The 24,543-nt window shown below is 66.1% G+C and carries 25 protein-coding genes; 1 reads left to right on the forward strand and 24 read right to left on the reverse strand.

The window, feature by feature from the left end:
- Positions 1-83: 83 nt before the first annotated feature.
- Genes A6A40_RS08490 through crcB form a run of 4 tightly spaced genes read right to left on the reverse strand, consistent with a single transcriptional unit; the run spans position 84 to position 2,934 of the window.
- Complete coding sequence (locus A6A40_RS08490; protein WP_063635017.1) at positions 84-779, reverse strand: ATP12 family chaperone protein; 696 nt, start codon at positions 777-779, stop codon at positions 84-86.
- Between the two features lie 3 nt (positions 780-782).
- Positions 783-1,469: an HAD-IA family hydrolase gene (locus tag A6A40_RS08495; RefSeq protein WP_063635018.1), complete on the reverse strand. Its 687-nt coding sequence runs from the start codon at positions 1,467-1,469 to the stop codon at positions 783-785.
- Entirely contained in the window at positions 1,469-2,533 is a 1,065-nt protein-coding gene (locus A6A40_RS08500) for an RluA family pseudouridine synthase (protein ID WP_063635019.1), read from the reverse strand. The genes A6A40_RS08495 and A6A40_RS08500 overlap by 1 nt, the downstream gene beginning before the upstream one ends.
- Positions 2,533-2,934 carry a fluoride efflux transporter CrcB gene (gene crcB, locus A6A40_RS08505; RefSeq protein WP_063635020.1) on the reverse strand — a complete coding sequence of 134 codons (402 nt, stop codon included), beginning with the start codon at positions 2,932-2,934 and terminating at the stop codon, positions 2,533-2,535. The genes A6A40_RS08500 and crcB overlap by 1 nt, the downstream gene beginning before the upstream one ends.
- Positions 2,935-3,043: 109 nt before the next feature.
- Here crcB and A6A40_RS08510 point away from each other — a divergent pair, with 109 nt between their 5' ends.
- On the forward strand, positions 3,044-3,619 hold the full coding sequence (locus A6A40_RS08510) for a cysteine hydrolase family protein (RefSeq protein WP_063636181.1): 576 nt from the start codon (positions 3,044-3,046) through the stop codon (positions 3,617-3,619).
- Between the two features lie 60 nt (positions 3,620-3,679).
- On the opposite strand, the gene A6A40_RS08515 is transcribed toward A6A40_RS08510, so the two are convergent.
- The 20 genes from A6A40_RS08515 to nuoG form a co-directional block, all read right to left on the reverse strand.
- Positions 3,680-4,537, reverse strand: a complete 858-nt coding sequence (locus tag A6A40_RS08515; RefSeq protein WP_063635021.1) for a dienelactone hydrolase family protein — start codon at positions 4,535-4,537, stop codon at positions 3,680-3,682.
- A gap of 108 nt (positions 4,538-4,645) precedes the next feature.
- Complete coding sequence (locus A6A40_RS08520; protein ID WP_063635022.1) at positions 4,646-5,386, reverse strand: ABC transporter ATP-binding protein; 741 nt, start codon at positions 5,384-5,386, stop codon at positions 4,646-4,648.
- Positions 5,379-6,626 carry a lipoprotein-releasing ABC transporter permease subunit gene (locus tag A6A40_RS08525; protein ID WP_063635023.1) on the reverse strand — a complete coding sequence of 416 codons (1,248 nt, stop codon included), beginning with the start codon at positions 6,624-6,626 and terminating at the stop codon, positions 5,379-5,381. The genes A6A40_RS08520 and A6A40_RS08525 overlap by 8 nt, the downstream gene beginning before the upstream one ends.
- 125 nt (positions 6,627-6,751) lie before the next feature.
- Positions 6,752-8,065 (reverse strand): proline--tRNA ligase, encoded by a 1,314-nt coding sequence (proS, locus tag A6A40_RS08530; protein WP_063635024.1) that lies wholly within the window; start codon positions 8,063-8,065, stop codon positions 6,752-6,754.
- 158 nt (positions 8,066-8,223) lie between these two features.
- On the reverse strand, positions 8,224-8,655 hold the full coding sequence (locus A6A40_RS08535) for a hypothetical protein (protein WP_236783613.1): 432 nt from the start codon (positions 8,653-8,655) through the stop codon (positions 8,224-8,226).
- A 32-nt stretch (positions 8,656-8,687) separates the two neighbouring features.
- The gene (locus tag A6A40_RS08540; protein ID WP_063635026.1) at positions 8,688-9,590 is read right to left on the reverse strand and encodes a hypothetical protein; all 903 of its coding nucleotides are present in this window, start codon (positions 9,588-9,590) and stop codon (positions 8,688-8,690) included.
- Between the two features lie 480 nt (positions 9,591-10,070).
- Positions 10,071-10,646, reverse strand: coding sequence for a DNA-3-methyladenine glycosylase I (locus tag A6A40_RS08545; RefSeq protein WP_063635027.1), 576 nt, complete (start codon positions 10,644-10,646; stop codon positions 10,071-10,073).
- 23 nt (positions 10,647-10,669) lie between these two features.
- Complete coding sequence (locus tag A6A40_RS08550) at positions 10,670-10,924, reverse strand: DUF1467 family protein (protein WP_063635028.1); 255 nt, start codon at positions 10,922-10,924, stop codon at positions 10,670-10,672.
- Positions 10,925-10,985: 61 nt separating this feature from the next.
- Positions 10,986-11,390, reverse strand: coding sequence for a methylmalonyl-CoA epimerase (mce, locus tag A6A40_RS08555; RefSeq protein WP_063635029.1), 405 nt, complete (start codon positions 11,388-11,390; stop codon positions 10,986-10,988).
- 71 nt (positions 11,391-11,461) lie between these two features.
- On the reverse strand, positions 11,462-13,177 hold the full coding sequence (locus A6A40_RS08560; protein WP_108546644.1) for a ribonuclease J: 1,716 nt from the start codon (positions 13,175-13,177) through the stop codon (positions 11,462-11,464).
- Positions 13,174-13,947, reverse strand: coding sequence for a type III pantothenate kinase (locus A6A40_RS08565; RefSeq protein WP_063635030.1), 774 nt, complete (start codon positions 13,945-13,947; stop codon positions 13,174-13,176). The genes A6A40_RS08560 and A6A40_RS08565 overlap by 4 nt, the downstream gene beginning before the upstream one ends.
- Before the next feature lie 32 nt (positions 13,948-13,979).
- Positions 13,980-14,774 (reverse strand): biotin--[acetyl-CoA-carboxylase] ligase, encoded by a 795-nt coding sequence (locus A6A40_RS08570; RefSeq protein ID WP_063635031.1) that lies wholly within the window; start codon positions 14,772-14,774, stop codon positions 13,980-13,982.
- A gap of 10 nt (positions 14,775-14,784) precedes the next feature.
- Entirely contained in the window at positions 14,785-16,233 is a 1,449-nt protein-coding gene (gene nuoN / locus A6A40_RS08575) for an NADH-quinone oxidoreductase subunit NuoN (RefSeq protein WP_063636183.1), read from the reverse strand.
- 13 nt (positions 16,234-16,246) lie between these two features.
- Positions 16,247-17,773 carry an NADH-quinone oxidoreductase subunit M gene (locus A6A40_RS08580; protein WP_063635032.1) on the reverse strand — a complete coding sequence of 509 codons (1,527 nt, stop codon included), beginning with the start codon at positions 17,771-17,773 and terminating at the stop codon, positions 16,247-16,249.
- A 25-nt stretch (positions 17,774-17,798) separates the two neighbouring features.
- The gene (nuoL, locus tag A6A40_RS08585; RefSeq protein ID WP_063635033.1) at positions 17,799-19,895 is read right to left on the reverse strand and encodes an NADH-quinone oxidoreductase subunit L; all 2,097 of its coding nucleotides are present in this window, start codon (positions 19,893-19,895) and stop codon (positions 17,799-17,801) included.
- A gap of 9 nt (positions 19,896-19,904) precedes the next feature.
- On the reverse strand, positions 19,905-20,213 hold the full coding sequence (gene nuoK / locus A6A40_RS08590; RefSeq protein WP_014248409.1) for an NADH-quinone oxidoreductase subunit NuoK: 309 nt from the start codon (positions 20,211-20,213) through the stop codon (positions 19,905-19,907).
- Between the two features lie 2 nt (positions 20,214-20,215).
- Positions 20,216-20,830: an NADH-quinone oxidoreductase subunit J gene (locus A6A40_RS08595; protein WP_063635034.1), complete on the reverse strand. Its 615-nt coding sequence runs from the start codon at positions 20,828-20,830 to the stop codon at positions 20,216-20,218.
- Between the two features lie 18 nt (positions 20,831-20,848).
- A complete protein-coding gene (nuoI, locus tag A6A40_RS08600; protein ID WP_063635035.1) occupies positions 20,849-21,337 on the reverse strand; it encodes an NADH-quinone oxidoreductase subunit NuoI in 489 nt (162 codons plus the stop codon).
- A gap of 124 nt (positions 21,338-21,461) precedes the next feature.
- Positions 21,462-22,472: an NADH-quinone oxidoreductase subunit NuoH gene (nuoH, locus tag A6A40_RS08605; protein WP_063635036.1), complete on the reverse strand. Its 1,011-nt coding sequence runs from the start codon at positions 22,470-22,472 to the stop codon at positions 21,462-21,464.
- The gene (gene nuoG, locus A6A40_RS08610; protein ID WP_063635037.1) at positions 22,465-24,528 is read right to left on the reverse strand and encodes an NADH-quinone oxidoreductase subunit NuoG; all 2,064 of its coding nucleotides are present in this window, start codon (positions 24,526-24,528) and stop codon (positions 22,465-22,467) included. The genes nuoH and nuoG overlap by 8 nt, the downstream gene beginning before the upstream one ends.
- Between the last annotated feature and the right edge of the window lie 15 nt (positions 24,529-24,543).

The raw sequence follows: 24,543 nt of genomic DNA on the forward strand, positions 1-24,543 counted from the left end.
AATCCCCCCTCTCCTGCCGTAGGCGGGGGAGGGAGGGACCCGCGGCGGAGCCGTGGGTGGGAGGGGGCATCTATCCCAGCACCTCACCCCCGCAGCAGATCCACGAAGCGCCGACAGGCCACGATCTCCGCACGCACGTTGGTGCGGCGCTTGGTGGCCTCGGCGTCTTCGCCCCATTGTTCGATCTGGTAGGTCTCGTCCAATTGCGAGACCTCGAAGGCTTCCTCCGCGCTGAGCCGGCCCTCCAGCAGGGCGAGCGCCACGACGATCGAGCCGCAGACGCCGGTCGATGTCTGCAACGCCGACAGATACCAGTCGTCCGTCCTCTCCACCACCCTGCGCAGGGCGGCAAGCGCCTCCTCCGGCTGCGGCTTGGGCATCAGTCCGGCACAGACATGCAGCGGTGCGTCGTAGGTCAGCGCCGCCCAGTCCAACAGCGGCTGCCACAGCTGCGCCTGACGGTCCACCAGCGGCTGGGGATGCTCTGCGCGGTAGCAAAGCAGATCGGTGCCGGCATAGGCGCTGATTGCATGGACGATGTCCGGCCGCTTGGCCGGGATCAGGTCGACAGCGGTGCTGGACAGCTGCATCAAGGGCATGGAGTGGGCATCGATCTGGTCGCCCTGCGCGTCCCATTCCTCTGCCACGCCCTGCGCCAACGGCCGGCTGGGGAAAACCAGCGGCGCCTTGGCCGGGCTTCGCACCGGGCGGCCGTCCAGCTCGACCCGGAAGCCGCCCTCGGTCTCGCCGACCCCGGCCGCCTTGTAGAAACGCTTCATCGCTTACCCTTCCAAAAGCTCCAGCACCGCGGTGGCGACGTCGCGTCCGCGGTGGACGATGCGGTCCGCCCCGGCCCTCTCCAGCTCCGGCACCGCATGATAGCCCCAGGAGACGCCGACCGACCGCACCCGCGCGTTTCGGGCCATTTGAATGTCGTAGGTGGTATCGCCGATCACAACCGTTCCTGCCTCTTCCACGCCGGTTTCCGCCAGCGCGCGCTGGACCATATGCGGGTTCGGCTTGCCGGGACCGACGTCGGCGGTCTGCAGCGTGACGAAGCGGCCGGTCAGTCCATGGCCCTTCAGCACAGCATCCAGCCCGCGGCGTGATTTCCCGGTCGCGACGCCCAGCAGGACGCCCGCCTTCTCCAGCGCAGCCAGCGTATCGACGATGCCGGGGAAAAGCGGCTCGTCCACCTCGCCGCGGCTGCGGGCGCTTGAGAAGGCGCGCTTGTAGCTTTCAGCAACGGCGACATGGACCTCGGCGTCATGCGCCGGCAGCAGCAGGGAGACCGCCTCCACCAGCGACAGCCCGACCATGCGGCGGACCTCCATCGGATCGGGCTCGCCAAGCCCATGCTCGGCCCAGGCTTGGGTCATGGCGTCGATGATCGCGAACTGGCTGTCGACCAGCGTGCCGTCGCAATCGAACAGGGCCAAACGCAGCGGCGGTCTTCCTGGAACCGTCATCACTCGAAATCCTCGAACGGGTCGTCGCGCAGGTTCGGGCTGAAGCCGAAATACTTCCAGGTCGCCTGCATGTGATCGGGCAGCGGGGCGGTGACGTCAATGGTCTTGCCGCCGCGCGGGTGAGGCAGGATCAGCCGGCGGGCATGCAGGTGCAGCTTCTTCGCCACCTCCGCCCCGGCCAGGAAGGCACCCTGCCCGGCATATTTGCCGTCGCCGAGGATCGGCGTGCCGACGGCGGCCATATGGACGCGCAGCTGGTGGGTGCGGCCGGTCAGCGGCCACATGGCGACGAAGGCCGCCTGCTTGCCGACATTCTCCTGCACCGAATAGACGGTGACGGCGCGCTTGCCCTCTTCCTTGTTCTCCGCCACCCGCTCGCCATGCGGACCGCCTTCCTTGGCCAGCGCGAGGTCGATCTTGCCCTGATAGGGCGTCGGGACGCCGACGGTGACGGCCCAGTAGATCTTGCGCACCGCGCTGCCGCGGAACAGCTCCGTCAGCTTGCTGGCGGCGAAGGTGGTGCGGGCGAGCAGCAGGACACCGGAGGTATCCTTGTCCAGCCGGTGGACCAGCTTCGGCCGCTCCTTGCCGTCGAAGCGCAAGGCGTCGAGCATGGCGTCGAGATGCTTGGAGGTGCCGGTGCCGCCCTGCACCGCCAGACCGGCCGGCTTGTTGATGGCGATCACGTCGGCGTCGCGGTAGAGAACCAGCGCCTGCAACTCGGCGATCTGCTTGTCGGACATGCCCTTGGGCTTGCCCGGCGCCTGGTTCGGCCCCTTGACCGGAGCGGCCCAGGCGGCCAGCGGCGGGATGCGCACGCCCTGCCCGGCCGCCAGCCGCGACGACGTCTCCGCCCGCTTGCCGTCGATGCGGACCTGGCCGGTGCGCAGCAGCTTCTGCAGGTAGCTGTGGTTCACGTCGGGGAAATGACGCTTGAACCAGCGGTCGAGCCGCATGTCGGCCTCGTCGGCGGTGACGATGCGGGTTTCGACCTTGCTGTCGCTTTTGGCTTCGGTCGACGCGGTATCGGCGCGATCGGCAGCGGGCTTGGGAGAGTCAGTCATCAGAGGGACACCGAAACAAGAGAACGCACGGCCCACAGGCCGGCAAAGAAGCCCACCACGCTGAGCAGCGTCGAGGCGAGGAAGTAACCTGCAGCCGCCATGAACTCGTCGCGGGCGACGAGGAGGCCGATGTCCAGCGTGAAGGAGGAGAAGGTGGTGAAGCCGCCCAGAACCCCGACCAGCAGGAAGGCGCGCAGTTCCGGCGACGGAGACCACGCCAGCGCCGCCAACTCGGACAATACCCCCATCACCGTGCAGCCGATCACGTTGACGATGATCGTCCCCACCGGAAAGCGGGTGCCGGCCCATTGCATGACCATCGTCAGCATCAGGTAGCGCGCCACCGATCCGGCGGCACCACCGACGGCGACGGCAAGCAAGGAAAGCGGGGATGCGAGCACGGCGCCTCCGGTTCAGCGCGGAAAGTGGGAAATGGGGGACGAGCGCCGGATTAGAGCCAGAAACCGCGCCACTTGTCACGCGATGGACAATCGCGGCAGGATCGTCTGCATGGAAACGCTCCCCCACAACGCCGCCCTGCTGATCGTCGACCTGCAGAAGGCCATCGACGACCCGCGCTGGAGCCGCATCGGCCCGCGCAACAACCCGCAGGCGGAGGCCAACGTCGCCACCTTGCTGGCCGTGTGGCGGCGGGACGGACGGCCCATCGTCCATATCCGCCATGATTCGGTGGAACCCGACTCCACCTACCGCCCCGGCGGCCCTGGCCATGCCTTCAAGGCGGAGGCCGTGCCGCTTCCGGGCGAGATGGTGATCGGCAAGCGGGTGAACAGCGCCTTCATCGGCACCGACCTGGACGAGTGGCTGCACAACCGTGGCATTGGTGCGCTGGTGGTGGCCGGTGTCATCACCAACAACAGCGTCGAAGCGACGGTGCGGACGGCTGGCAACCTTGGCTACGACGTGCGCCTGGTGGCGGACGCCTGCTTCACCTTCGCCCGTCTGGACCGGTCAGGGCGATTGCGCACCGCGGATGAGGTTCACGACCTGTCGCTCGCCAACATGGACGGCGAATATGCCACGGTGGTGGAGACGGCGGAGGTTTTGGGAGAAGTGTTGCGGTGATGCCCTCACCCCCCTTCCCCGCATCAGCCGGAAAGGGGGGGTGGAAGTCTAACGCCGCGACTACGCCAGTTTCGTCTTCAGGAACTCCACCGTGCGCTTCCAGGCCAGATCGGCGGCCTCCTTGTTGTAGCGCTCGGCCGAGGTGTCGTTGTGGAAGGCATGGTTGACGCCCTCGTACATGTGGATCTGGTGTTCGACACCGGCCTTCTTCAGCGCCTCGTCATAGGCGGGAATCCCTGCGTTGATGCGCTGGTCGAGCCCGGCATAATGCAGCATCAGCGGCGCCTTGACGGTGGTGACCAGCGCCGGGTCCGGCGTCGGGCCGTAGAAGGCGACGCCGGCCTTCAGATCGGGAGCCTTCAGCGCCAGCCGGTTGACCATGCCGCCGCCCCAGCAGAAGCCGACGGCGCCGACCTTGGCCGAGGAGTAGCGGTAGGCCATCAGGTAGCTCATGGCCGCGATCAGGTTGTTCACCGTCTTGTCGCCGTCGAGCTGGCCGATCAATTCGCGGGCCTTGTCGGGGTCCTGCGGCGTGCCGCCCAGCGGCGACAGCAGGTCCGGCGCCAGCGCCACGAAGCCTTCGGTCGCGAGCCGGCGGGTGACGTCCTCGACATAGGCGTTCAGGCCGCGATTCTCGTGGATGACGATCACCGCCGGGGCCTTGTCCGCCAGCTTCGGCCGGGCGAGATAACCGGCCACGTCACCGGTCGCCCCCTGGAAGCTCACCTTTTCCGCGGCGAGACGGGTGTCGTCCTCGCCGACGATGGCCGCGCGGGCGTAGTTCGGCTCGATCGCCGACAGGATGGCCGGAATCGCCGCCGCACTGCCGGCCAGTGCCGCCAAGCGTTCCAGAAAGACGCGGCGCGGCAGCGGCGCATGGGTATATTCGTCATAAAGGTCGATGATACGCTGGTCCATCCCCGATGCCCCCTGTCTTGCCTATGCCGCAACTCAGCCGGTGCGGTCGCGCTTGAGAGTGGGTGCGCGGCGCCGGCTTGGCAACCGGGGGGATGACGCGCTTTCGGCCTATGACGCGTCCGGCACCGCTTCGGCCAGTGGGACCAGGTCCGACGGCTGGTATTCGACCAGCCGCCCGTCCCGCATCTCCAGAACCCGGTCCATGCGGCGGGCGAGATCCAGATTGTGGGTGGCCACCAGGGCGCCGACCTTGGCCTGCCGGACGATGGCCGACAGCATGGCGAAGACATGCTCCGCCGTGTGCGGATCCAGGTTGCCGGTCGGCTCGTCGGCGATCAGCAGCGACGGCGCGTTGGCCAACGCGCGGGCGATGGCGACCCGCTGCTGCTCGCCACCGGACAGGCGGGCCGGACGGTGGGTGCCCCGCTGCTCCAGCCCGACCATGCGCAGAAGCTCGTCCGCGCGCTGGCGGGCGACGGACTTCGGCACGGCGGCGATCATCTGCGGCAGGACGATGTTCTCCCGCGCCGAGAATTCCGGCAGCAGATGGTGGAACTGGTAGACGAATCCGATGGAGCGACGCCGCACCTCGGTCCGCTTGCCGTCGTCGAGATTAGACACGTCGGTGCCGGCGATGCGAACCGTGCCGCCGGTGGGCCGTTCCAGCAGGCCGGCGATGTGCAGCAGCGTCGATTTGCCGGCACCCGACGGGCCGACCAGCGCCACCAGTTCCCCGGCGCCGACGGTCAGATCGACCCCGCGCAGCACCTCCAGCGTCTCGCCCCCCTGTTCGAAGCGGCGGACGATGCCCTTCAGTTCCAGCATCGGCTTCATGGGCGCGTCACTCATAGCGCAGTGCCTCCACCGGATCGAGCCGGGCCGCGCGCCAGGACGGGTAGATGGTGGCGGCGAAGGACAGGCCGAGCGCCATCAGCGTCACCTGCACCACCTCGCTCCAGTCGATCTTGGCCGGCAGGTGGGAGAGGAAATAAATTTCGGCGTTGAACAGGTTGGTGCCGGTCAAGCCCTGGATCACCTGCCGGATGCTCTCGATGTTCAGCGCGAAGGACACGCCCAGCGCCAGGCCCAGCAGGGTCCCCGTCACGCCGACGCTGGCGCCGGACAGGAAGAAGATGCGCATGACCATGCCGCGCGTCGCCCCCATGGTGCGCAGGATGGCGATGTCGCGCCCCTTGTCCTTCACCAGCATGATCAGGCTGGAGATGATGTTGAAGGCCGCGACCATGATGATCAGCGACAGGATCAGGAACATCACGTTGCGTTCGACCTGAAGGGCGGTGAAGAAGCTGGCGTTCGACTGCTGCCAGTCGACCACCCGCCCATCCCCGGCCACTGCCGACTGTACGGCGGCACGCGCGGCAACGATCTGCATCGGGTCGTTCACGAAGACCTCCAGCGAGGTCACGGCGTCACCGGTGCGGAAGAAGGCCTGCGCCTCCGCCAGCGGCAGGAAGATGAAGCTGTTGTCGTACTCGAACATGCCGACATCGAAGATCGCACCGATGGGATAGCTGCGCATCCGCGGCACGGTGCCGAAGGCGGTGACGTTGCCCTGCGGCGCGATCAGCGTGATCTGGTCGCCGACGCTGAGGCCAAGCCGCTGCGCCATGCGCGAGCCGATGGCGATGCGGTCCTCCCCGAACTCCTCGGCCGAACCGCGGATGACGTTGTTGGCCAGCGTCGGCCGCGCCCGGAAATCCTCTGCCCGCACACCGCGGATGACGGCGCCCGAGGCGACGCCGCGCACCGACACCAGCGCCTGCCCCTCCACCGTCGGGGTGACGTTGCTGACGCCGGGCGTGTTGCGCAGCTTGCCGGCCAGGATATCGAAGTCCGGCAGCGGCCCGCCGCGCATGTTGTAGACGTTGAGGTGCCCGTTGAGGCCGAGCACGCGGCCCAGCAGCTCCGCCCGGAAGCCGTTCATCACCGCCATCACGATGATGAGCGTCGCCACGCCGAGCGCAATGCCCAGCAGCGAGAACCCCGCGATGACCGAGATGAACCCTTCCTGGCGGCGCGCCCGGAGGTAACGCATCGCGACCATGCGTTCGAAGGCGGTGAAGATCATGCGGCTGGGGTCCTGTGGGTGGGCGGAAACGATGCCCTACATGGGAACGTGAGCGTGGCGGAAAAAGGGCAAAGCCCGGATCGCCGGCTACACGGCGATCCGGGCCTCCTCACGGGGTAACCCGATCAGCCCAGCAGCTTCGCCAGCGCCGCCTCTACCGGCAGCTCCTCTTTTTCGCCGGTGGCACGGCGCTTCAGCTCGACCACGCCGTTCTTCAGGCCGCGCGGGCCGACGACCAGCTGCCAGGGAACGCCGATCAGGTCCATGTCGGCGAACTTGGCGCCAGGACGCTCGTCGCGGTCGTCATAGGCGACCTCCAGGCCGGCAGCCTCCAGCTTCGCATACAGCTCGGCGCAAACGCGGTCGGTCTCGGCGTCGCCGGACTTCAGGTTGATCAGGCCGACGTTGAAGGGCGCAACGGCGTCCGGCCAGATGATGCCATTGTCGTCGTGGCTGGCCTCGATGATGGCGCCCATCAGACGCGATACGCCGATGCCGTAGCTGCCCATCTCCACCGGGACCGACTCGCCGTTCGGGCCGGCGACAACCGCATTCATCGGCTTGGAATATTTGGTGCCGAAGTTGAAGATGTGCCCGACCTCGATGCCGCGCGCCGACACCAGATCCGACTCCGGCACCGGGCTGTTGGCCGGGTCGTGCTTCTCATCCGTCGCCGCATAAATGGAGGTGATGCGGTCGAAGAAGGGCTGCAGGTCGTCCTCCATGCCGGGAGCGTCCTTCAGCACATCCAGGTTCATCCAGTCCTTGTGGCAGAAGACGCCGCTCTCGCCGGTCTCGGCCAGGATGATGAACTCGTGGCTCAGGTCGCCGCCGATGGGGCCGGTGTCGGCACGCATCGGAATCGCCTTCAGCCCGATGCGGGCGAAGGTGCGCAGATAGGCCAGGAACATCTTCTGGTAGGAGCGACGGGCGCCGGCCGCGTCGATGTCGAAGGAATAGGCGTCCTTCATCAGGAATTCGCGCCCGCGCATCACGCCGAAGCGCGGGCGGATCTCGTCACGGAACTTCCACTGGATGTGGTAGAGGTTCAGCGGCAGCTGGCGGTAGCTCTTGACGAAGGAGCGGAAGATGTCGGTGATCATCTCCTCGTTCGTCGGGCCGAACAGCATCTCGCGGTCGTGGCGGTCGGTGATGCGCAGCATCTCCTTGCCGTAATCGTCGTAGCGGCCGCTCTCGCGCCACAGCTCGGCCGACTGGATCGTCGGCATCAGCAATTCCTGCGCGCCGGCAGCGTCCTGCTCCTCGCGGACGATCTGCTCGATCTTGCGCAGAACCCGATAGCCCAGCGGCAGCCAGGCATAGATGCCGGCGCTGGTCTGGCGGATCATCCCGGCCCGCAGCATCAGGCGGTGCGAGACGATCTGCGCCTCGGTCGGGGTCTCCTTGAGGGTCGGCATGAAGAAGCTGGACAGCCGCATGGCTCTGCTCTCGTGTGCGAGGTGTTCGACAAGGCCGCGCGGACATGCCCCCCTTGCAGGGAAAGGGCGGATTCGGGCGGCGGGTGAGCGACTTTAGGAAGGTCGCCCGCACTTGTCCACTGTAAGCCCCCCGGCCGGTGCCCCCGGCCTGCCCTCGACTATCGGGTTCGGCAATAGGCGTAGAGGCGGTCCTCCGCCCCCGGATCGATCGGCTGGCCGTTGAGATAGAGCTGGTCGCCGACGACGCTGAGCCAGACCGCCGTCACGTCGTCGGGCAGGACCGGCACCGATGGGAGGGCGATGCCCATCCTCCGCGCAAGATCGACCGACAGCGGCAGGTCGATGGGAATGGGCGGCTGCGCGCCCGCGGTGCCCGGCAGGTCTGCCGGCGCCACCGGGCGGCCGTTCACATCGATGCCGGGACGGTGTTCCACGTCGGCGGCCGGCACATGGCGGGTCAGCCGCTGGCACAGAGACAGATCGATCACCGGCCGATCGCGGGCGGGACCGGGGTTCAGAGGGATCGGTCCGGGCAACTGCGGCTGCGACTGCGCCAAAGCCGAACCGCCCGTCAGGACCAGCAGACACACGGCCAGGCCAGCGCCCAGGGACCTCCGCGCCGTCACAGCGTGTGCCGCTCGGCCACCGGGGCCGGGTTGCGCATGGCTTTCCAATAGAGCGACAGGTAGGGCATCCCTTTCTCCGCCTCCTCCTGGGTCCGCGCCGACTGGCGGATGTATTTGCCGATGAAGGGCTTGTTCACATGCTCCAGGTCGACTGCGGCTTTCAGCACCAGGAATTCGCCGATCTTGTCCGGCAGGTTGTAGTGCCATTTCTGCAGGCAGTCGGAGGTCACGCCGGGCTTCGCCTGTTCCGGTTCCGGCAGGTAGAATTCCTGGTGGTGGTACTGCACGATCTCCTTCCACGCCTGGGCGACCCGGCCGGGCTTCAGCCGCGGCAGCGCCTTCAGGATGCGGACATCCTCGTGGAACAACGGCAGGAAGCCGCGCTTTTCGGCAAGTTCGGTCAGCATGATGTGCAACCCGGCCATCACGCCGCCCTCGGCGCCGCCAGCATGTCCGCTGTCTGCCTTTTCCGGGCGCTTGCGGCTGAACAGGGCGCTGAAAAAACCCTTTTTCTGCTTGGTGCCGCCACCCGCTCCGCCGCTGTCCTGCCCGACCTTGCGCTCGTCCCACAGCGAGTCCCAGGCATATTCCCAAGCGGTGAAGACGGCGTTCGACCGGTCGTCGAGAACGGTCAGCAGATATTCACGGCCCTCCCTTGCCCAATCGACATCGCCGACGATGGTGCGCACCGGCCGGCGGCTGAGCACGACCGGCAGAATGCCGACACGCACCAGATCCTGATAGAACTCGACGAAGGACGGCGTCTGGATGAAGGGCAGCATGGAGCAGGGCTGCTGATCCGGCGCCAGCAACTCCATGTTTTTCCTGGTCCGCTCCAACAGTTCGGTCGTCAGAACCGCGGCGAACTGATCGAACCGTTCGTTTTCGTTCGCGGCCATCGGCGCCTCGACTGTCGTCCTTCCTCTGGTTCCCGCCGGAGCGGGGACATGATCGGCTGCCCCCGACCGGCAAATGCGAACAGCCCTCCGGGTGGCGCTATGCCTCCCGGCGGTGGTTTTCCGGCCATTCCAGCCGGGTTGGGGGAAACCCCAGGACCGATGTTGGCCCGAGCAACGCTAACAAGTAAACCGTTAACGTTTTCTGGACCGGCGGCGGAAATATCCTGTCCGCAGCCGATTGATCCGCGTGGCGGATAAAGAAAGGCCGCGCGGCGGATGCGGCGCGGCCTGTCGAGTTTAGGGAGGAATCGCCACCAGGCGTCGGAAAGGGAGGAAGAACCTCCCTCGTCACAGCAAAAGTGTGGACCCGCACCGCCCCCATGGCAAGCCTAAAACTTTGGCAGAACCCCATGATGCTCAAAGTTTTTGCATTTTTGCCCACCCATTCAGCGATTGCCTCTGTTCTGACCGCGCCCTTGCCTATTTCATGGGCTCATATCCGCCATAGCCTCTGTCGATGGCGGACTTCCAGGGCGGCGCCTGCGCCAGAACCGCAACGTGGACCGGGCAGTCCGGTTGATGAGCCCCCGGCAAATAACCCAGGCTCATCAGGAACTCCCCGACGATTTCGCCGCCGGTGAAACGAAAGGTCCGACCGAACAGCGTCACCCATTCCGCCTTGGTCAGCGGATGGTGAGCACGCAGCCAGCCGTCGAACGAGCCATGGGTCTCGCGCAGGGCAACGATGCGACGGGCATTCTCGATAACCGCGTCGACCTTCAGCCGGTTGCGGACGATGCCGGCGTCGGCCAGAAGCCGCGCGCGCTCCGCTTCGCCATAGGCGGCGACCCGGTCGACGTCGAAATCGTCGAAGGCAGCGCGGAACGCCGTGCGCTTCTTCAGGATGGTCAGCCAGGACAGCCCGGCCTGGTTGATCTCCAGCACCAGCCGCTCGAACAAGACCCGGTCGTCGCTGTTCGGGAAACCATACTCGCCGTCATGGTAGGGGCCGTGGTGGGGATGGCCGGATGCGGCCGCGCAATAGGTCAGGCTCAACCCGCCCTCTCCTGTCCGGTCGGTCAATACATATGGCGCGCCATCTCACGGAAGGAGATCATCCCGGACCGTTCGATTCCGAAGATCACCAGCCACACCAGCAGGGAAACCACAGAGGTGATCATGAATTTGCGCAGAATGCGCGGCTCGACGGGGGCGGACGAGGCCATGCCGGGTTCGGGTTCGTCCGGTGTCCTGACTCCCCAGGGCAGCACCGCGAACAGCACCACCCACCACACGACGATGTAGACGAAGACCGCAGTCACCCAGTTGTCCATCGCCCTCTCCGCCGTTCCTCTTGGCCTGTCCCGTTCGCGTGCCGCCGGATGGCCGGCGGGATCAGGCCTGTTCCAACTCCACCAGCGTTCCGCAGAAGTCCTTGGGATGCAGGAACAGCACGGGCTTGTCGTGGGCGCCAATCTTGGGCTCGCCATCGCCGAGCACCCGGGCGCCCTGCTCCTTCAGCCGGTCGCGGGCGGCAAGAATGTCGTCCACCTCGTAGCAGATGTGATGGATGCCGCCGGACGGGTTCTTCTCCAGGAAACCGGCGATGGGAGATTTCTCGCCGAACGGGTGCAACAGCTCGATCTTGGTGTTGGGCAGGGTGACGAAAACCACGGTCACGCCATGCGGCGGGAGATCCACCGGCTGCGACACTGCGGCCCCCAGCGTGTCGCGGTAGAGCGCCGTCGCCGCCGGCAGGTCCGGCACGACGATGGCGACATGGTTGAGCTTCCCGATCATGCGTGTCCTCTCGTTGGCTGTCCGTTCGGCCCGTTAGCGGGCTCTGATAAGCCTGTTATACACATTTTCCGTCAGACGCGGACCAGATGGACCTCCGTCACCGGCTTCTTGCCATGGGATGCGTTGAAACAGCGGCGGACGGCGATCCGCGCCGCCTCCTTGACCTGGGCATCGTCGGCCCGCGCCGATCTGGGAAGCATCGCCACCGATTCGCGCACCGCGTCGATCACATCCAACACCAGATCCCGGTCGGTCGCCTCGTCGATCAACCCCATCACCGCCACCTGCGGCGCGGTCAGCAATTCGCCGGTCCCGGTCATCACCAGCGTCACCACGGCGGCGCCGTTGTTCACCATGCGGTTGCGCGCCCGCATCATGCCGGTGTCGAGCGGCACCAGCCGCTTGCCGTCCACCGCCATGCGGCCGGCCCGCACATGGGCCACCACCTGCGCACCCTCCGCCCCGTCCAGCCGGATCAGCTCGCCGTTGGCCGGCACGATGCTGTGGGCGACCTGGCAATCCTCCGCCAGCGCGGCGTGGGCCTGCTGGTGGCGCTGCTCGCCATGGACCGGCACGGCGATGCGCGGACGCACCCACTGGTACATGCGCACCAGCTCGTCCCGCGCCGGATGACCGGAGACATGGACGGCGGCCTCGTCGGCCGTGACCAGTTCCACCCCCTGGGCAACCAACTGATTCTGCATGCGGCCGATGGCGCGCTCGTTGCCGGGAATCTCGCGGGAGGAGAAGATCACCACGTCGCCGCGCGACAGAGTCACCTGCGGATGATCGTGGGCGGCGATCCGGGCAAGGGCGGACCGTGGCTCCCCCTGGCTGCCGGTGCAGATCAAGACCAGCTTTTCCCGCGGCAGGTAGCTGGCGTCATGCTCCGACAGGAATTTCGGCACGTCCGCAAGATAACCGGTGGCCCGCGCCGCCTCGTTGATGCGCCAGAGCGAGCGGCCGACCAGCGCCACATGCCGGTCGTGGGCGGCGGCGGCGGCGGCGATGCTCTCCAGCCGCGCCACGTTGGTGGCGAAGCAACTGACGGCGATCCGCGAGTCGCGATAGCGCCCGAACAGCTCCATCAGCGTGGCGCGGACCGTCGCCTCCGATCCCGCGGAGCCTGGAACCAAGGCGTTCGTGCTGTCGCCGACCAGAGCCAGCACACCCTCGTCGCCGATTGCGCGGAGCCGCGCTTCGTCGGCGATGTCGCCGACCAGCGGATCGGGGTCGAGCTTCCAGTCGCCGGTGTGCAGGACGGTTCCGGCGGAGGTGCGGATGGCGAGTGCGTTCGGTTCCGGGATCGAATGCGTCATGGTGACGTATTCGACGGAAAAGGGACCGATCTCCACCGTGCCGCCCAACGGGATCTCATGGATCGGAACCGTTGCGCTCAGCCCCTTCTCGTGCAGCTTCGCCCGCAGGAAGGCCGCGGTGAAGGGTGTGCAGTAGACCGGGCAGCGCAGCTCCGGCCATAGATGCTGCACGGCGCCGAGATGGTCCTCATGCGCGTGGGTCAGCACCAGCCCGACCAGATCCGCCCGCCGCTCGGCGATGAAGGCCGGGTCGGGCATGATCACGTCCAGACCGGGCATGGTGTCGTCGGCAAAGGAGATGCCGAGATCCACCATCAGCCATTTGCCACGGTGGCCATAGAGATTGAGGTTCATCCCGATCTCGCCGGACCCGCCGAGCGGGAGGAAATACAGAGCGTCATCCTCCGGAACGAAGGTGTCCGCCGGGGCTGCAGGGGTTCCGGCGGCTGTCTTGGAGGATTGTGTCATTGGACCGTGTTGCGCTTGTGGATCAGGAGGAGACCGCGGAGCGTCAGCTCATTGTCGGTGTGTTCGATCACATGGGTCGCCTTGGCGAAAAGAACAGCCAACCCGCCGGTGGCGACAACCCGCATCGGTTCGCCGTACTCCGCCCGGATGCGGGCCACCAGCCCTTCGATGAGGCCGACATACCCCCAGAAGATGCCAGACTGCATGCAGGCGATGGTGTTCCGGCCGATCACCTCGGCCGGCGGCTGGATTTCCACCCGCGGCAGCTTGGAGGCGGCCATCTGCAGCGCCTCCAGCGAGAGGTTCAGCCCCGGCGCGATCACGCCGCCGCAATAATTGCCGTCGGCATCCACCACGTCGAAGGTCGTCGCCGTACCGAAATCGATGACGATCAGCGGGGTCTTGTAGGTTGCGGCGGCGGCCACCGTGTTGACAAGCCGGTCGGCCCCGACCTCCTCAGGCCGGTCGACCAGCGCCTTTGCGCCCAGATCGACGCCGGGCTGACCGACGATCACCGGCTCGCAGCCGAAATGGTCCTTGCACAGCCGCTTGAGGTTGAAGGTCGCTCCCGGCACGACGCTGGCGATGATGGCGCCATGGATGTCGACCGGCTTCAGCCCCTTCAACGCCATCAGGTGCGTCAGCCACACCATGTATTCGTCGGACGTGCGTTTGGGGTCGGTCGCCGTGCGCCAGATGCCGCGTTGGCGGTCGCCGTCATAAATGGCGAAGACCACGTTCGTGTTTCCGGCGTCGATGGCAAGCAGCATGGCGTGGTCCTGAAGGCTCTGGTCGCTTGGAATCAGCTTTCGGCTGGCGGCGTGAAGAACACGTCTCCGGCGGCGATCCGCTGACGCGGCCCCCCGTCCGTTGGATCAAGCAACAGAACGCCGTCGCTGTCCAGATCGGCGAAGGTGCCGGGGATCGTCCGGTCGGCCAGCCTGACGATGATCGGACCGCCGAGCCCGCGGGCGCGAGACAGCCACGCCTCCCGCACCGGGCCGAAACCATGGGCGCGCCAACGGCCATACCAAGCCGCCAGATGGTCGGCAAAGACCTCCAGCAGCGCGCCCGCACCCATCGCCGGCGCCCCTTCGGCGGCAAGCGATGTCGCGCCGTAGTCGACGGTCGCGGGAAAATGCCGCAGGTTGATGCCGACGCCCAGCGCCACCCAGGCGACCGTGCCGTCGGCCGCCGGCTCCGACTCGAGAAGGATGCCGGACAGCTTGCGGTCATGCACCAGCACGTCGTTGGGCCATTTGCAACGCACGCCGCCGGGATCGGGCAACACCGATTCGGCGGTTTCGGCGATGGCAAGCGCGGCGACGAAGGACAGCTGGGCCGCCTCAGCCGGCGGCAGGCCGGGCCGCAGGATCGTCGTGCTGTAGAGATTGCCTTCAGGAGAGGTCCAGGCGCGGCCGCGCCGGCCCCGCCCGCTTTCCTGCCGGCGGGCCCAGACGATGGTGCCTTCCGCTGCCCCCGAACGCGACAAGGCCTTCGCTTCGTCGTTCGTGCTGCCGACGGAGTCGAAGGCCTTGACCTGGAAGCCCGGAGGCAGGCGCAGACGCGCCGCCTCCGCTTCGAGCGATACCGTCATCGGTCCGCCATCAGCCGGCGAACAGGGCCGCCGCGGCAGCCGCCGCACCGTTCAGGATCGGCGCCGGGGCGACGAAGAACAGCAGGGTGAACAGGCTGGTGACGACCAGGACGCCGGTCATGCCGTCGTCGTCCACCTTGTCGACCACCACCGCAGGCTCATCGAAATACATGATCTTGATGATGCGCAGGTAGTAGAAGGCGCCGACGACGCTGGTCAGCACGCCGATCACCGCCAGCGTGTATTCCTGCGCCGCGACGGCGGCGAGGAAGACGTAGAGCTTGCCGAAGAAGCCGGCCATCGGCGGGATGCCGGCCATGGAGAACATGAAGATCGCCATGGTGGCGGCCAGCATCGGGTTGGTCTTCGACAGGCCGGCGAAGTCCTTGATCTCCTCCAGCATCTGGCCCTTGGCCTTCATACTGAGGATGACCGCGAAGGCGCCGATGTTCATGGCGATGTAGAGCGCCATGTAGATCAGCACGCCGCGCACGCCGTCCTGGGTCCCGGTGGTCAGGCCGACCAGCGCGTAACCGACATGGCCGATGGAGCTGTAGGCCATCAGGCGCTTGATGTTGGTCTGCATGATGGCGACGAAGGAGCCGATCACCATCGACAGCACGGCGGCGGCGACCAGCACCTGATGCCACTGGGCGGCGAGGTGGCCGAAGGGCTCGATCACAACGCGGGTCAGCAGAGCGATGGCCGCGACCTTCGGAGCCGCCGCGAAGAAAGCGGTGACCGGGGTCGGAGCGCCCTCATAGACGTCCGGGGTCCACATGTGGAACGGGGCCGCGGAAATCTTGAAGGCCAGGCCGGCCATGACGAAGACGAGACCGATCACCAGACCCGGCGAGACATGGGCGCCGCCGGCGAACAAAGCCGCCACCTTGTCGAAGGAGGTCGTGCCGGCAAAGCCATAGACCAGCGAAGCGCCGTACAGCAGCATGCCGGAGGAGAGCGAGCCGAGGACGAAATACTTCAGGCCGGCTTCCGACGACTTGGCGCTGTCGCGGCGGAAAGCCGCGATGACGTAGAGCGCGAGGCTCTGCGTCTCCAGGCCGACATACAGAGAGATGAAATCGTTGGCCGAGATCATCATCAGCATGCCGAGGGTCGCGAAGATCATCAGCACCGGGAACTCGAAGCGGGCCATCTGCTCCCGCTCGTTGAAGCCGAGCGACAGGATGACCGCGAAGGCCGCCGAGACCAGCACCAGCACCTTCATGAAGACGCCGAAGGCATCCATCACGAACATGCCGTTGAAGGTGACGACGCGGCCGCTGCCGTAGCCCATCGCCAGGACGGCGGCGAGCAGCATGCAGACGATCGCCAGATAGGAGACGGGACGGGTGAAGCCGTCGCCGCGGAACACGCCCAGCATCAGAAGGGCGACGCCCGACAATGCCAGGAAGATCTCCGGCAGGGCCGGCCAGAGGTCGGGAAACACTGCGGTCATGTCGAAGAACCCCTTACCGAGCGGCGACCGAGACACCGGACGCGGCATGCGACGCGGCCAGCTTGGTCTGGTAGGTCTGGATCAGCTGCTCGACCGATGCCGAGGTGACGTTCAGGAAGCTGCTGGGATAGACGCCCATCCACAGGACGACGGCGACCAGCGGCAGGAACACCGCGATCTCGCGCGGGGTTATGTCGAACATCGCCTTGACGTCCGGCTTCACCAGCTTGCCGTAGACGATGCGGCGATACAGCCACAATGCGTAGGCGGCGCCCAGAACCATACCGGTGGCGGCCAGGGCGGCGACCCAGGTGTTGTCGCGGAAGACGCCGAGCAGCACCAGGAACTCGCCGACGAAACCGGCGGTGCCCGGCAGGCCGACCGAGGCCATGGTCATGAACAGGAAGATCACCGCGTATTTCGGCATGTTCTTCACCAGACCGCCGTAGCGCGCGATCTCGCGGGTGTGCAGCCGGTCATAGACGACGCCGACGCACAGGAACAAGGCGCCCGACACGATGCCGTGCGACAGCATCTGGAAGATCGAGCCCTCGATGCCCTGCTGGTTCAGCGCGAACATGCCGATGGTGACGAAGCCCATGTGGGCGACCGACGAGTAGGCGATCAGCTTCTTCATGTCCTCCTGGGCGAGAGCGACCAGCGAGGTGTAGATCACGGCGACGACCGACAGGGTGTAGATCAGCGGCGCGAAATACTCGGTGGCTTCCGGCAGGATCGGAATGTTGAAGCGCAGGAAGCCGTAGCCGCCCATCTTCAGCAGCACGCCGGCCAGGATCACCGACCCGGCGGTCGGGGCCTCGACGTGGGCGTCCGGCAGCCAGGTGTGGACCGGCCACATCGGCACCTTCACGGCGAAGGAGGCGAAGAAGGCCAGCCACAGCCACAGCTGCATGTTGCGCGGGAACTGGGTGGCGGTGATGGTCGGGATGTCGGTGGTGCCGGCCACGAAATACATGGCCAGGATCGCCAGCAGCATCAGGACCGAGCCGAGCAGCGTGTACAGGAAGAACTTGAAGGCGGCATAGACGCGGCGCGGACCGCCCCAGACACCGATGATCAGGAACATCGGGATCAGGACACCTTCGAAGAACATGTAGAACAGCACGAAGTCCAGCGCGCAGAACATCCCGATCATCAGGGTTTCCAGCGCGAGGAAGGCAATCATGTATTCCTTGAGCCGGACCTGCACCGACTCCCAGCTCGCCAGGATGCACAGCGGCATCAGGAAGCCGGACAGGACGACGAACAGCACCGAAATGCCGTCGACGCCCATGTGGTAGTTGATGCCGAACTCCGGGATCCAGGCGGCCTTCTCGACCATCTGGTAGCCGGGATTGCGCGGATCGAAGTTGGCCCAGACGAGCAGGGTCAGGACGAAGGTGACGAGCGTCGTCCACAGTGCGATGTACCGCACGTTCCGCTGCACATCCGGGGAGTTGCCCCGGCAGAACAGCAGGATCAGCGCGACGCCCACGAGCGGCAGGAAGGTCGCGAACGACAGGATCGGCCAGCTAGCCATTGTTGTTGTTCTCCTTCGATACCGCTCAGCCGAAGACCGACAGCCAGGCGACGAACAGGACGACCCCGATCACCATGGCAAAGGCGTAGTGATAGACGTAACCGGACTGCAGACGGCTGGCGCGCGCCGCGACATCGCGGGTGGCTGCGGCAACACCGTCGGGACCGACGCCATCGATCACCGCACCGTCGCCCGCCTTCCACAGCCCATAGCCCAGGGCCTTGGCCGGACGGGTGAACAGCGCGTCATACAGCTCGTCGAAGTACCACTTGTTGTAGAGGAACTGGTGGATGCCGCGGAAGGTGCCGGCGATCTTGCCCGGCAGGCCAGGCATCATGATGTAGCCGACATAGGCCATGGCAATGCCGAGAAGACCGACCACCAGCGGAGCCAGCTTGACCCAGCCCGGAGTGTGATGGTGCGCGGCCTCGATGGTGTCGTGGTCGTGCAGAACCATCAGGGCCTTGCCCCAGAACTCGGCGCGGTCGTGACCGATGAACCACTCGTGGAAGCCGACGCCGGCGAACAGCGCGCCGAGCGTGAGAACCGCCAGCGGCACCAGCATGACGACCGGCGACTCGTGCGCGTGGTCGTAGACCTGCTTGTCCATGCGCGGCGTGCCATGGAAGGTCATGAACAGCAGGCGCCAGGAGTAGAAGGCGGTCAGCAACGCGGCGGCAATGCCGAGCGCGAAGGCGAAGCGTCCAACCCCGCTGCCCGAAGCGAAGGCGGCCTCCAGGATCATGTCCTTGGAATAGAAGCCGGCGAAGAAGGGCAGACCGGCGAGCGCCAGATTGCCGATCCACATCACCGCATAGGTGAAGGGGATCTTGCGCCACACGCCGCCCATCTTGCGCATGTCCTGTTCATGGTGCAGGGCATGGATGACCGAGCCGGCGCCAAGGAACAGCAACGCCTTGAAGAAAGCGTGGGTGAACAGGTGGAACATGGCGGCGCCATAGGCCGACACGCCGATGGCGAAGAACATGTAGCCGAGCTGGGACATCGTCGAATAGGCGATGACCCGCTTGATATCGAACTGGGTGAAGCCGATGGTCGCCGCGACGAAGGCGGTCAGGCCGCCAACGACGGCGACGACTTCCAGCGCCGTCGGCGCGTACTCGAACACCGGCGACAGGCGGCAGAGCATGAAGACGCCGGCGGTCACCATGGTGGCCGCGTGGATGAGGGCCGACACCGGGGTCGGGCCTTCCATGGCGTCCGGCAGCCAGGTGTGCAGGCCGAGCTGCGCCGACTTGCCCATCGCACCCATGAACAGCAGCAGGCAGGCGATGGTGAGGCCGTTGAAGTCCCAGCTGAGGAAATGCAGCGTCTCGCCGGTCAGCGTCGGGGCCTTGGCGAAGATCGCATCGAACTGGACCGAGCCGGTCAGCACGAAGATCGCGAAGATGCCGAGCGCGAAGCCGAAGTCGCCGACGCGGTTGACCAGGAAGGCCTTCATGGCGGCGGCGTTGGCCGACGGCTTCTCGTACCAGAAGTTGATCAGCAGGTAGGAGGCGAGACCGACGCCCTCCCAGCCGAAGAACAGCTGGACCAGATTGTCGGCAGTCACCAGCATCAGCATGGCGAAGGTGAACAGCGACAGGTAGCCCATGAAGCGCGGCTTCTGCGGATCCTCGGCCATGTAGCCGATGGAGTAGACATGCACGCAGGCCGAGACGGTGTTGACGACGATCAGCATCACCGCGGTGAGCTGGTCGACGCGCAGCGCCCACTTCACATCCAGCGTGCCGCTCTGGATCCAGGTCATCAGCTCGATGGTGCGCGGATGACCGCCGACGGCGACGTCGAAGAAGAGCACCCAGGACAGGATCGCCGAGACCAGCACGGCACCGGCGGTCACGAACTGCGCGACGCGGTCGCCGACGGTCGGTGGGCCGGCGACGGCATGATGGTCGTCATGCCCGTCGTCGTGGCCATGATCGTCGTGGGAATGGTCGTCATGGGCGTGGGCGATCTGGGCGTGCCCGTGATCGTCATGGCCCTGACCGTGGCTTCCGTGACCTGCTGCCGCCGGCTCGGCCTTCGGCCCGCCGAACAGCGCGATCGATCCGGCGACGAGGAACGCCAGGAGCGGAAGGAATACGACTAGCACTTCCATGGCGCCGCCTCAGCCCTTCATCATGTTGATGTCTTCGACTCGGATCGAGCCGCGGTTGCGGAAGTAGACCACCAGGATGGCGAGGCCGATGGCCGCCTCGGCGGCGGCGACGGTCAGGATGATCATGGCGAAGATCTGGCCGACCAGATCGTGCAGGAAGGTCGAGAAGGCGACGAGGTTCAGGTTGACCGCCAGCAGCATCATCTCGATCGACATCAGGATGATGATGACGTTCTTCCGGTTCAGGAAGATTCCCAGCACACCCAGCGTGAAGATGATGGCCGAGACCGTCAGGTAATGTCCGAGACCGATCTCCATGATCACACGCCCTCCCCGGTCGTGACCTTGCGAATGACGACCACGTCTTCCCGGCGACGGGAGATCTGGGCGCCGACATTCTGTTTGCGCACGCCCGGACGATGCCGCAGCGTCAGCACGATGGCGCCGATCATGGCGATCAGCAGGACGATGCCCGACGCCTGGAACAGGTAGACGTACTGCGTGTACATCAGCCGGCCCAGCGCATGGGTGTTCGTCACCTGATCGAGCGCCGGCGTCGGCGCACCGGCGACAGTCGCCACGTTCGGAGCGACGATCCAGCCGCCAAGCACGGCCGCCAGTTCCGCCAGCAGGATCAGCCCGACGAGCGCGCCCAGCGGCAGCGCTTCCATTGCACCCTTGCGCAGTTCACGGAAGTTGATGTCGAGCATCATCACCACGAACAGGAACAGCACGGCGACGGCGCCGACATAGACGATGACGAGGATCATCGCGATGAACTCGGCGCCCATCAGGACGCAGAGTCCGGCCGCCTGGAAAAAGGCGAGGATCAGGAAAAGGACCGAATGAACGGGATTCCGCGCCGAGATGACCATCACACCGGAGGCCACCAGCAGCGCGGCGAACACGTAGAAGGCGATGCCTTGGACTATCATCGTATTTCTCGCTTCCGCTTACCGGTAAGGAGCCTCGGCCGCGAGGTTCTGGGCGATTTCCGCCTCCCAGCGGTCGCCGTTCGCCAGCAGCTTCTGCTTGTTGTAGAAGAGCTCTTCACGGGATTCGGTGGAGAACTCGAAGTTCGGCCCCATGACCACGGCGTCGACCGGGCAGGCCTCCTGGCACAGGCCGCAGTAGATGCACTTGGTCATGTCGATGTCGTAGCGCGTGGTGCGGCGGCTGCCGTCGTCACGCGGTTCGGCTTCGATGGTGATGGCGAGAGCCGGGCACACCGCCTCGCAGAGCTTGCACGCGATGCAGCGCTCCTCGCCGCTCGCATAGCGGCGGAGCACATGCTCGCCGCGGAAGCGCGAGCTGATGGGGCCCTTCTCATAGGGATAGTTGATCGTGACCTTGGGCTTGAACATGTAGCGCAAGGTCAGCGCCATGCCGCCCAGCAGCTCGGTCAGGAACAGGCTGCGCGCCGCGCGGTCGAGGAACGCCATGGCCTCTTCGTCTCCTTCCTCGCCGGCGGTCGCCCGTTTCGTGGACGGCTCGCCGGCACTCAAATCGACACACGATGGTGGGTTCGGTGCAGGCTGGCTTGTCTAAGCCGATCTCAGGACCGGATCACTTGGGAAGCCAGCCGAAGGTCACCAGGACGCCGGCGGTCAGCACGACCCAGAACAGCGAGAAGGGCAGGAAGACCTTCCAGCCCAGCCGCATCAGCTGGTCGTAGCGGTAGCGCGGCATGGTGGCGCGAACCCAGACAAAGGTGAACAGGCACAGCGCGATCTTCAGCGCGAACCACACGATGCCCGGCACCCAGGTGAAGGGCGCGAAGGGCAGCGGGGGCAGCCAGCCACCGAGGAACAGGATGCTCGTCATCGCGCTCATCAGGATCATGTTGGCGTATTCGCCAAGGAAGAAGAGCGCGAACGGAGCGGAGCTGTATTCCACCATGAAGCCGGCGACCAGCTCCGACTCGCCTTCCGGCAGGTCGAAGGGGGCGCGGTTGGTTTCGGCCAGCGCCGAGATGAAGAACATCACGAACATCGGCAGCAGCGGGATGGCGAACCACACCGTTTCCTGCGCCTTCACGATGTCGGTCAGGTTCAGCGAGCCGACGCACAGCAGCACGGTGATGATGATGAGGCCCATCGAGACCTCGTAGGACACCATCTGCGCCGCGGAACGGAGCGCGCCCAGGAAGGCGTAGCGCGAGTTCGACGCCCAGCCGGCCATCACGATGCCGTACACGCCCAGCGACGAGATCGCGAACAGGTACAGCACCCCGACGTTGATGTTGGACAGCACCACCCCGTAGTCGAACGGGATGACCGCCCAGGCGATCAGCGCCAGGAAGAAGGTAATCATTGGCGCGATGTAGAACACGACGCGGTTGGCGCCTTCCGGCAGGACCTGCTCCTTCGCGAACAGCTTCAGGCCGTCGGCGAAGGGCTGCATCAGGCCGAAGGGACCGACGATGGCCGGACCCTGACGCAGCTGCATCGCACCCATGATCTTGCGCTCGGCATAGGTCATGAAGGCGACCGCCACCAGCAGAGGCACGGTGATCGCCAGGATTTGCAGGACCATAATGATCAGCGGCAGGAGGAAGCCGCTCCAGAACTCAGCCATGGGTGCCAGTCCTCTCCTGAGCAGGGCCCACCAGCGCTTCCGTGCAGTTGGCCATCGTCACCGATGCCCGGCTGATCGGGTCGGTCATGTAGAAGTTGGTGATCGGCGTCACGAAGGGAGCGGCGTCGACCGAGCCCTGCGCGCCGAAGGGCGCCCAGGCGGCCGGGGTCATCTCGCCGATCGCACCGAAGATCGGGTTGGCCGCCATCAGCCGCTGGCGCAGCTGGCCGTGGGTGTCGAAGGGCAGCGTGGTGCCCAGGACTTCCGACAGGGCGCGGACGATCTTCCAGTCCTCGCGCGCTTCGCCGGGCGGGAAGACCGCCAGGCGGGCGAGCTGCGGACGGCCTTCGGTGTTGACGTAGACCGCGTTCTTCTCGGTGTAGGCGGCACCCGGCAGGATGACGTCGGCGCGGTGGGCGCCGGCATCGCCATGATGGCCCTGATAGACGACGAAGGCGTTGCCCAGCTTCGCCGTATCGATCTCGTCGGCACCCAGCAGGTAGACCACGTCGATCTCGCCCTTCGACGCGCCGTCGAGGATGCCGTGGAGATCGCGGCCGCCCTCGCCCGGCAGGAAGCCGGCCTCGATGCCGCCGACCCGCGCAGCAGCAGTGTGCAGCACGTTGAAGCCGCTCCAGTCGTCGCGGAACATGCCGTAGGCTTCGCCGACCAGACGGGCAGCGGCCTGCACCGCGAGACCGTCGGTGCGCTGGAAGGCGCCCATGCCGACGATGATCATCGGGTTCTTGGCGGCCCGCAGGGTCTCGGAGAACGGGTGGCTGCCGTCGACCAGCTGCTGAAGAGTCTCCGGACCGGAGCCGATCACGCTGTAGGGATAGGTCAGGTCACGCTGCTCGCCGATGGAGGCGATGGTCACGCCGCCGGCCAGATAGCGCTTGCGGATGCGGGCGTTGACCAGCGTGCCTTCCCAGCGCGGGTTGGTGCCGACCAGCAGGATGACGTCGGCCTTCTCGATGCCGGCGATGCCCGAGTTGAACAGATAGCCGGCGCGCACCGAGGTGTCGAAGCGCGCACCGTCCTGACGGCAATCCAGGTTCGTAGAACCCAGACGCGACAGCAGTTCCTTAAGCGCGAACTGCGCCTCGACATCGACCAGATCGCCGGAGATGGCGGCGATGCGGTTGCCGGGCAGGCCCTTCAGGCGCGCCGCGATGGCGGTGAAGGCATCGGCCCAGCTGGCCGGGACCAGCTTGCCGTTCTGACGAATGTAGGGGCGATCCAGGCGCTGGCGCTTCAGACCGTCATAGGAGTAGCGGCTCTTGTCGCTCAGCCACTCCTCGTTGATGTCGTCGTTCACGCGCGGCAGGACGCGCATCACTTCGGCCCCACGGGAGTCGACGCGGATGTTCGAACCCACGGCGTCGAGGACGTCGATGGTCTCGGTCTTGCGCAGCTCCCACGGGCGAGCCGTGAAGGCGTAGGGCTTGTGGGTCAGGGCGCCGACCGGGCAGACGTCGGCAAGATTGCCCGACAGCTCCGAGCCGATGGCCTTCTCGACGAAGGTGGTGATCTCCATATGCTCGCCGCGATAGACGGCGCCGACATCGGGAACACCGGCCACTTCGTTGATGAAGCGGACGCAGCGGGTGCAGTGGATGCAACGGGTCATGATGGTCTTGATGACCGGACCCATATACTTGTCCTTGACCGCGCGCTTGTTCTCGCCATAGCGGCCGCGGTCGAAACCGTAGGCCATGGCCTGGTCCTGCAGATCGCACTCGCCGCCCTGGTCGCAGATCGGGCAATCCAGCGGGTGGTTGATCAGCAGGAACTCCATCACGCCCTTGCGGGCCTTCAGGACGGTCTCGCTGTTGGTCTTGACGACCATTCCGTCGCCGCAGGGCATGGCGCAGGACGCGACCGGCTTGGGCGCGCGCTCCATCTCCACCAGACACATGCGGCAGTTGGCCGGCACGCTCAGGCGCTCGTGGTAGCAGAAGCGCGGAATCTCGATCCCCAGCTGCTCGCAAGCCTGGAGGATCGAGGTGCCCGGCTCGACCTCGATCTCGATCCCGTCGATGGTCAGTTTCGGCATGGGAACGGGAACTCC

The sequence above is a fragment of the Azospirillum humicireducens genome, from assembly GCF_001639105.2.
GTDB lineage: Bacteria > Pseudomonadota > Alphaproteobacteria > Azospirillales > Azospirillaceae > Azospirillum > Azospirillum humicireducens.

Bases quoted from the DNA above. Each gene is read 5' to 3' on its own strand.
- A6A40_RS08490 (WP_063635017.1), bottom strand. From the start codon at position 779: ATGAAGCGTTTCTACAAGGCGGCCGGGGTCGGCGAGACCGAGGGCGGC.
- A6A40_RS08495 (WP_063635018.1), bottom strand. From the start codon at position 1,469: ATGACGGTTCCAGGAAGACCGCCGCTGCGTTTGGCCCTGTTCGATTGC.
- A6A40_RS08500 (WP_063635019.1), bottom strand. From the start codon at position 2,533: ATGACTGACTCTCCCAAGCCCGCTGCCGATCGCGCCGATACCGCGTCG.
- A6A40_RS08510 (WP_063636181.1), top strand. From the start codon at position 3,044: ATGGAAACGCTCCCCCACAACGCCGCCCTGCTGATCGTCGACCTGCAG.
- A6A40_RS08515 (WP_063635021.1), bottom strand. From the start codon at position 4,537: ATGGACCAGCGTATCATCGACCTTTATGACGAATATACCCATGCGCCG.
- A6A40_RS08520 (WP_063635022.1), bottom strand. From the start codon at position 5,386: ATGAGTGACGCGCCCATGAAGCCGATGCTGGAACTGAAGGGCATCGTC.
- A6A40_RS08525 (WP_063635023.1), bottom strand. From the start codon at position 6,626: ATGATCTTCACCGCCTTCGAACGCATGGTCGCGATGCGTTACCTCCGG.
- proS (WP_063635024.1), bottom strand. From the start codon at position 8,065: ATGCGGCTGTCCAGCTTCTTCATGCCGACCCTCAAGGAGACCCCGACC.
- A6A40_RS08540 (WP_063635026.1), bottom strand. From the start codon at position 9,590: ATGGCCGCGAACGAAAACGAACGGTTCGATCAGTTCGCCGCGGTTCTG.
- A6A40_RS08550 (WP_063635028.1), bottom strand. From the start codon at position 10,924: ATGGACAACTGGGTGACTGCGGTCTTCGTCTACATCGTCGTGTGGTGG.
- mce (WP_063635029.1), bottom strand. From the start codon at position 11,390: ATGATCGGGAAGCTCAACCATGTCGCCATCGTCGTGCCGGACCTGCCG.
- A6A40_RS08560 (WP_108546644.1), bottom strand. From the start codon at position 13,177: ATGACACAATCCTCCAAGACAGCCGCCGGAACCCCTGCAGCCCCGGCG.
- A6A40_RS08565 (WP_063635030.1), bottom strand. From the start codon at position 13,947: ATGCTGCTTGCCATCGACGCCGGAAACACGAACGTGGTCTTCGCCATT.
- A6A40_RS08570 (WP_063635031.1), bottom strand. From the start codon at position 14,774: ATGACGGTATCGCTCGAAGCGGAGGCGGCGCGTCTGCGCCTGCCTCCG.
- nuoN (WP_063636183.1), bottom strand. From the start codon at position 16,233: ATGACCGCAGTGTTTCCCGACCTCTGGCCGGCCCTGCCGGAGATCTTC.
- A6A40_RS08580 (WP_063635032.1), bottom strand. From the start codon at position 17,773: ATGGCTAGCTGGCCGATCCTGTCGTTCGCGACCTTCCTGCCGCTCGTG.
- nuoL (WP_063635033.1), bottom strand. From the start codon at position 19,895: ATGGAAGTGCTAGTCGTATTCCTTCCGCTCCTGGCGTTCCTCGTCGCC.
- nuoK (WP_014248409.1), bottom strand. From the start codon at position 20,213: ATGGAGATCGGTCTCGGACATTACCTGACGGTCTCGGCCATCATCTTC.
- A6A40_RS08595 (WP_063635034.1), bottom strand. From the start codon at position 20,830: ATGATAGTCCAAGGCATCGCCTTCTACGTGTTCGCCGCGCTGCTGGTG.
- nuoI (WP_063635035.1), bottom strand. From the start codon at position 21,337: ATGGCGTTCCTCGACCGCGCGGCGCGCAGCCTGTTCCTGACCGAGCTG.
- nuoH (WP_063635036.1), bottom strand. From the start codon at position 22,472: ATGGCTGAGTTCTGGAGCGGCTTCCTCCTGCCGCTGATCATTATGGTC.
- nuoG (WP_063635037.1), bottom strand. From the start codon at position 24,528: ATGCCGAAACTGACCATCGACGGGATCGAGATCGAGGTCGAGCCGGGC.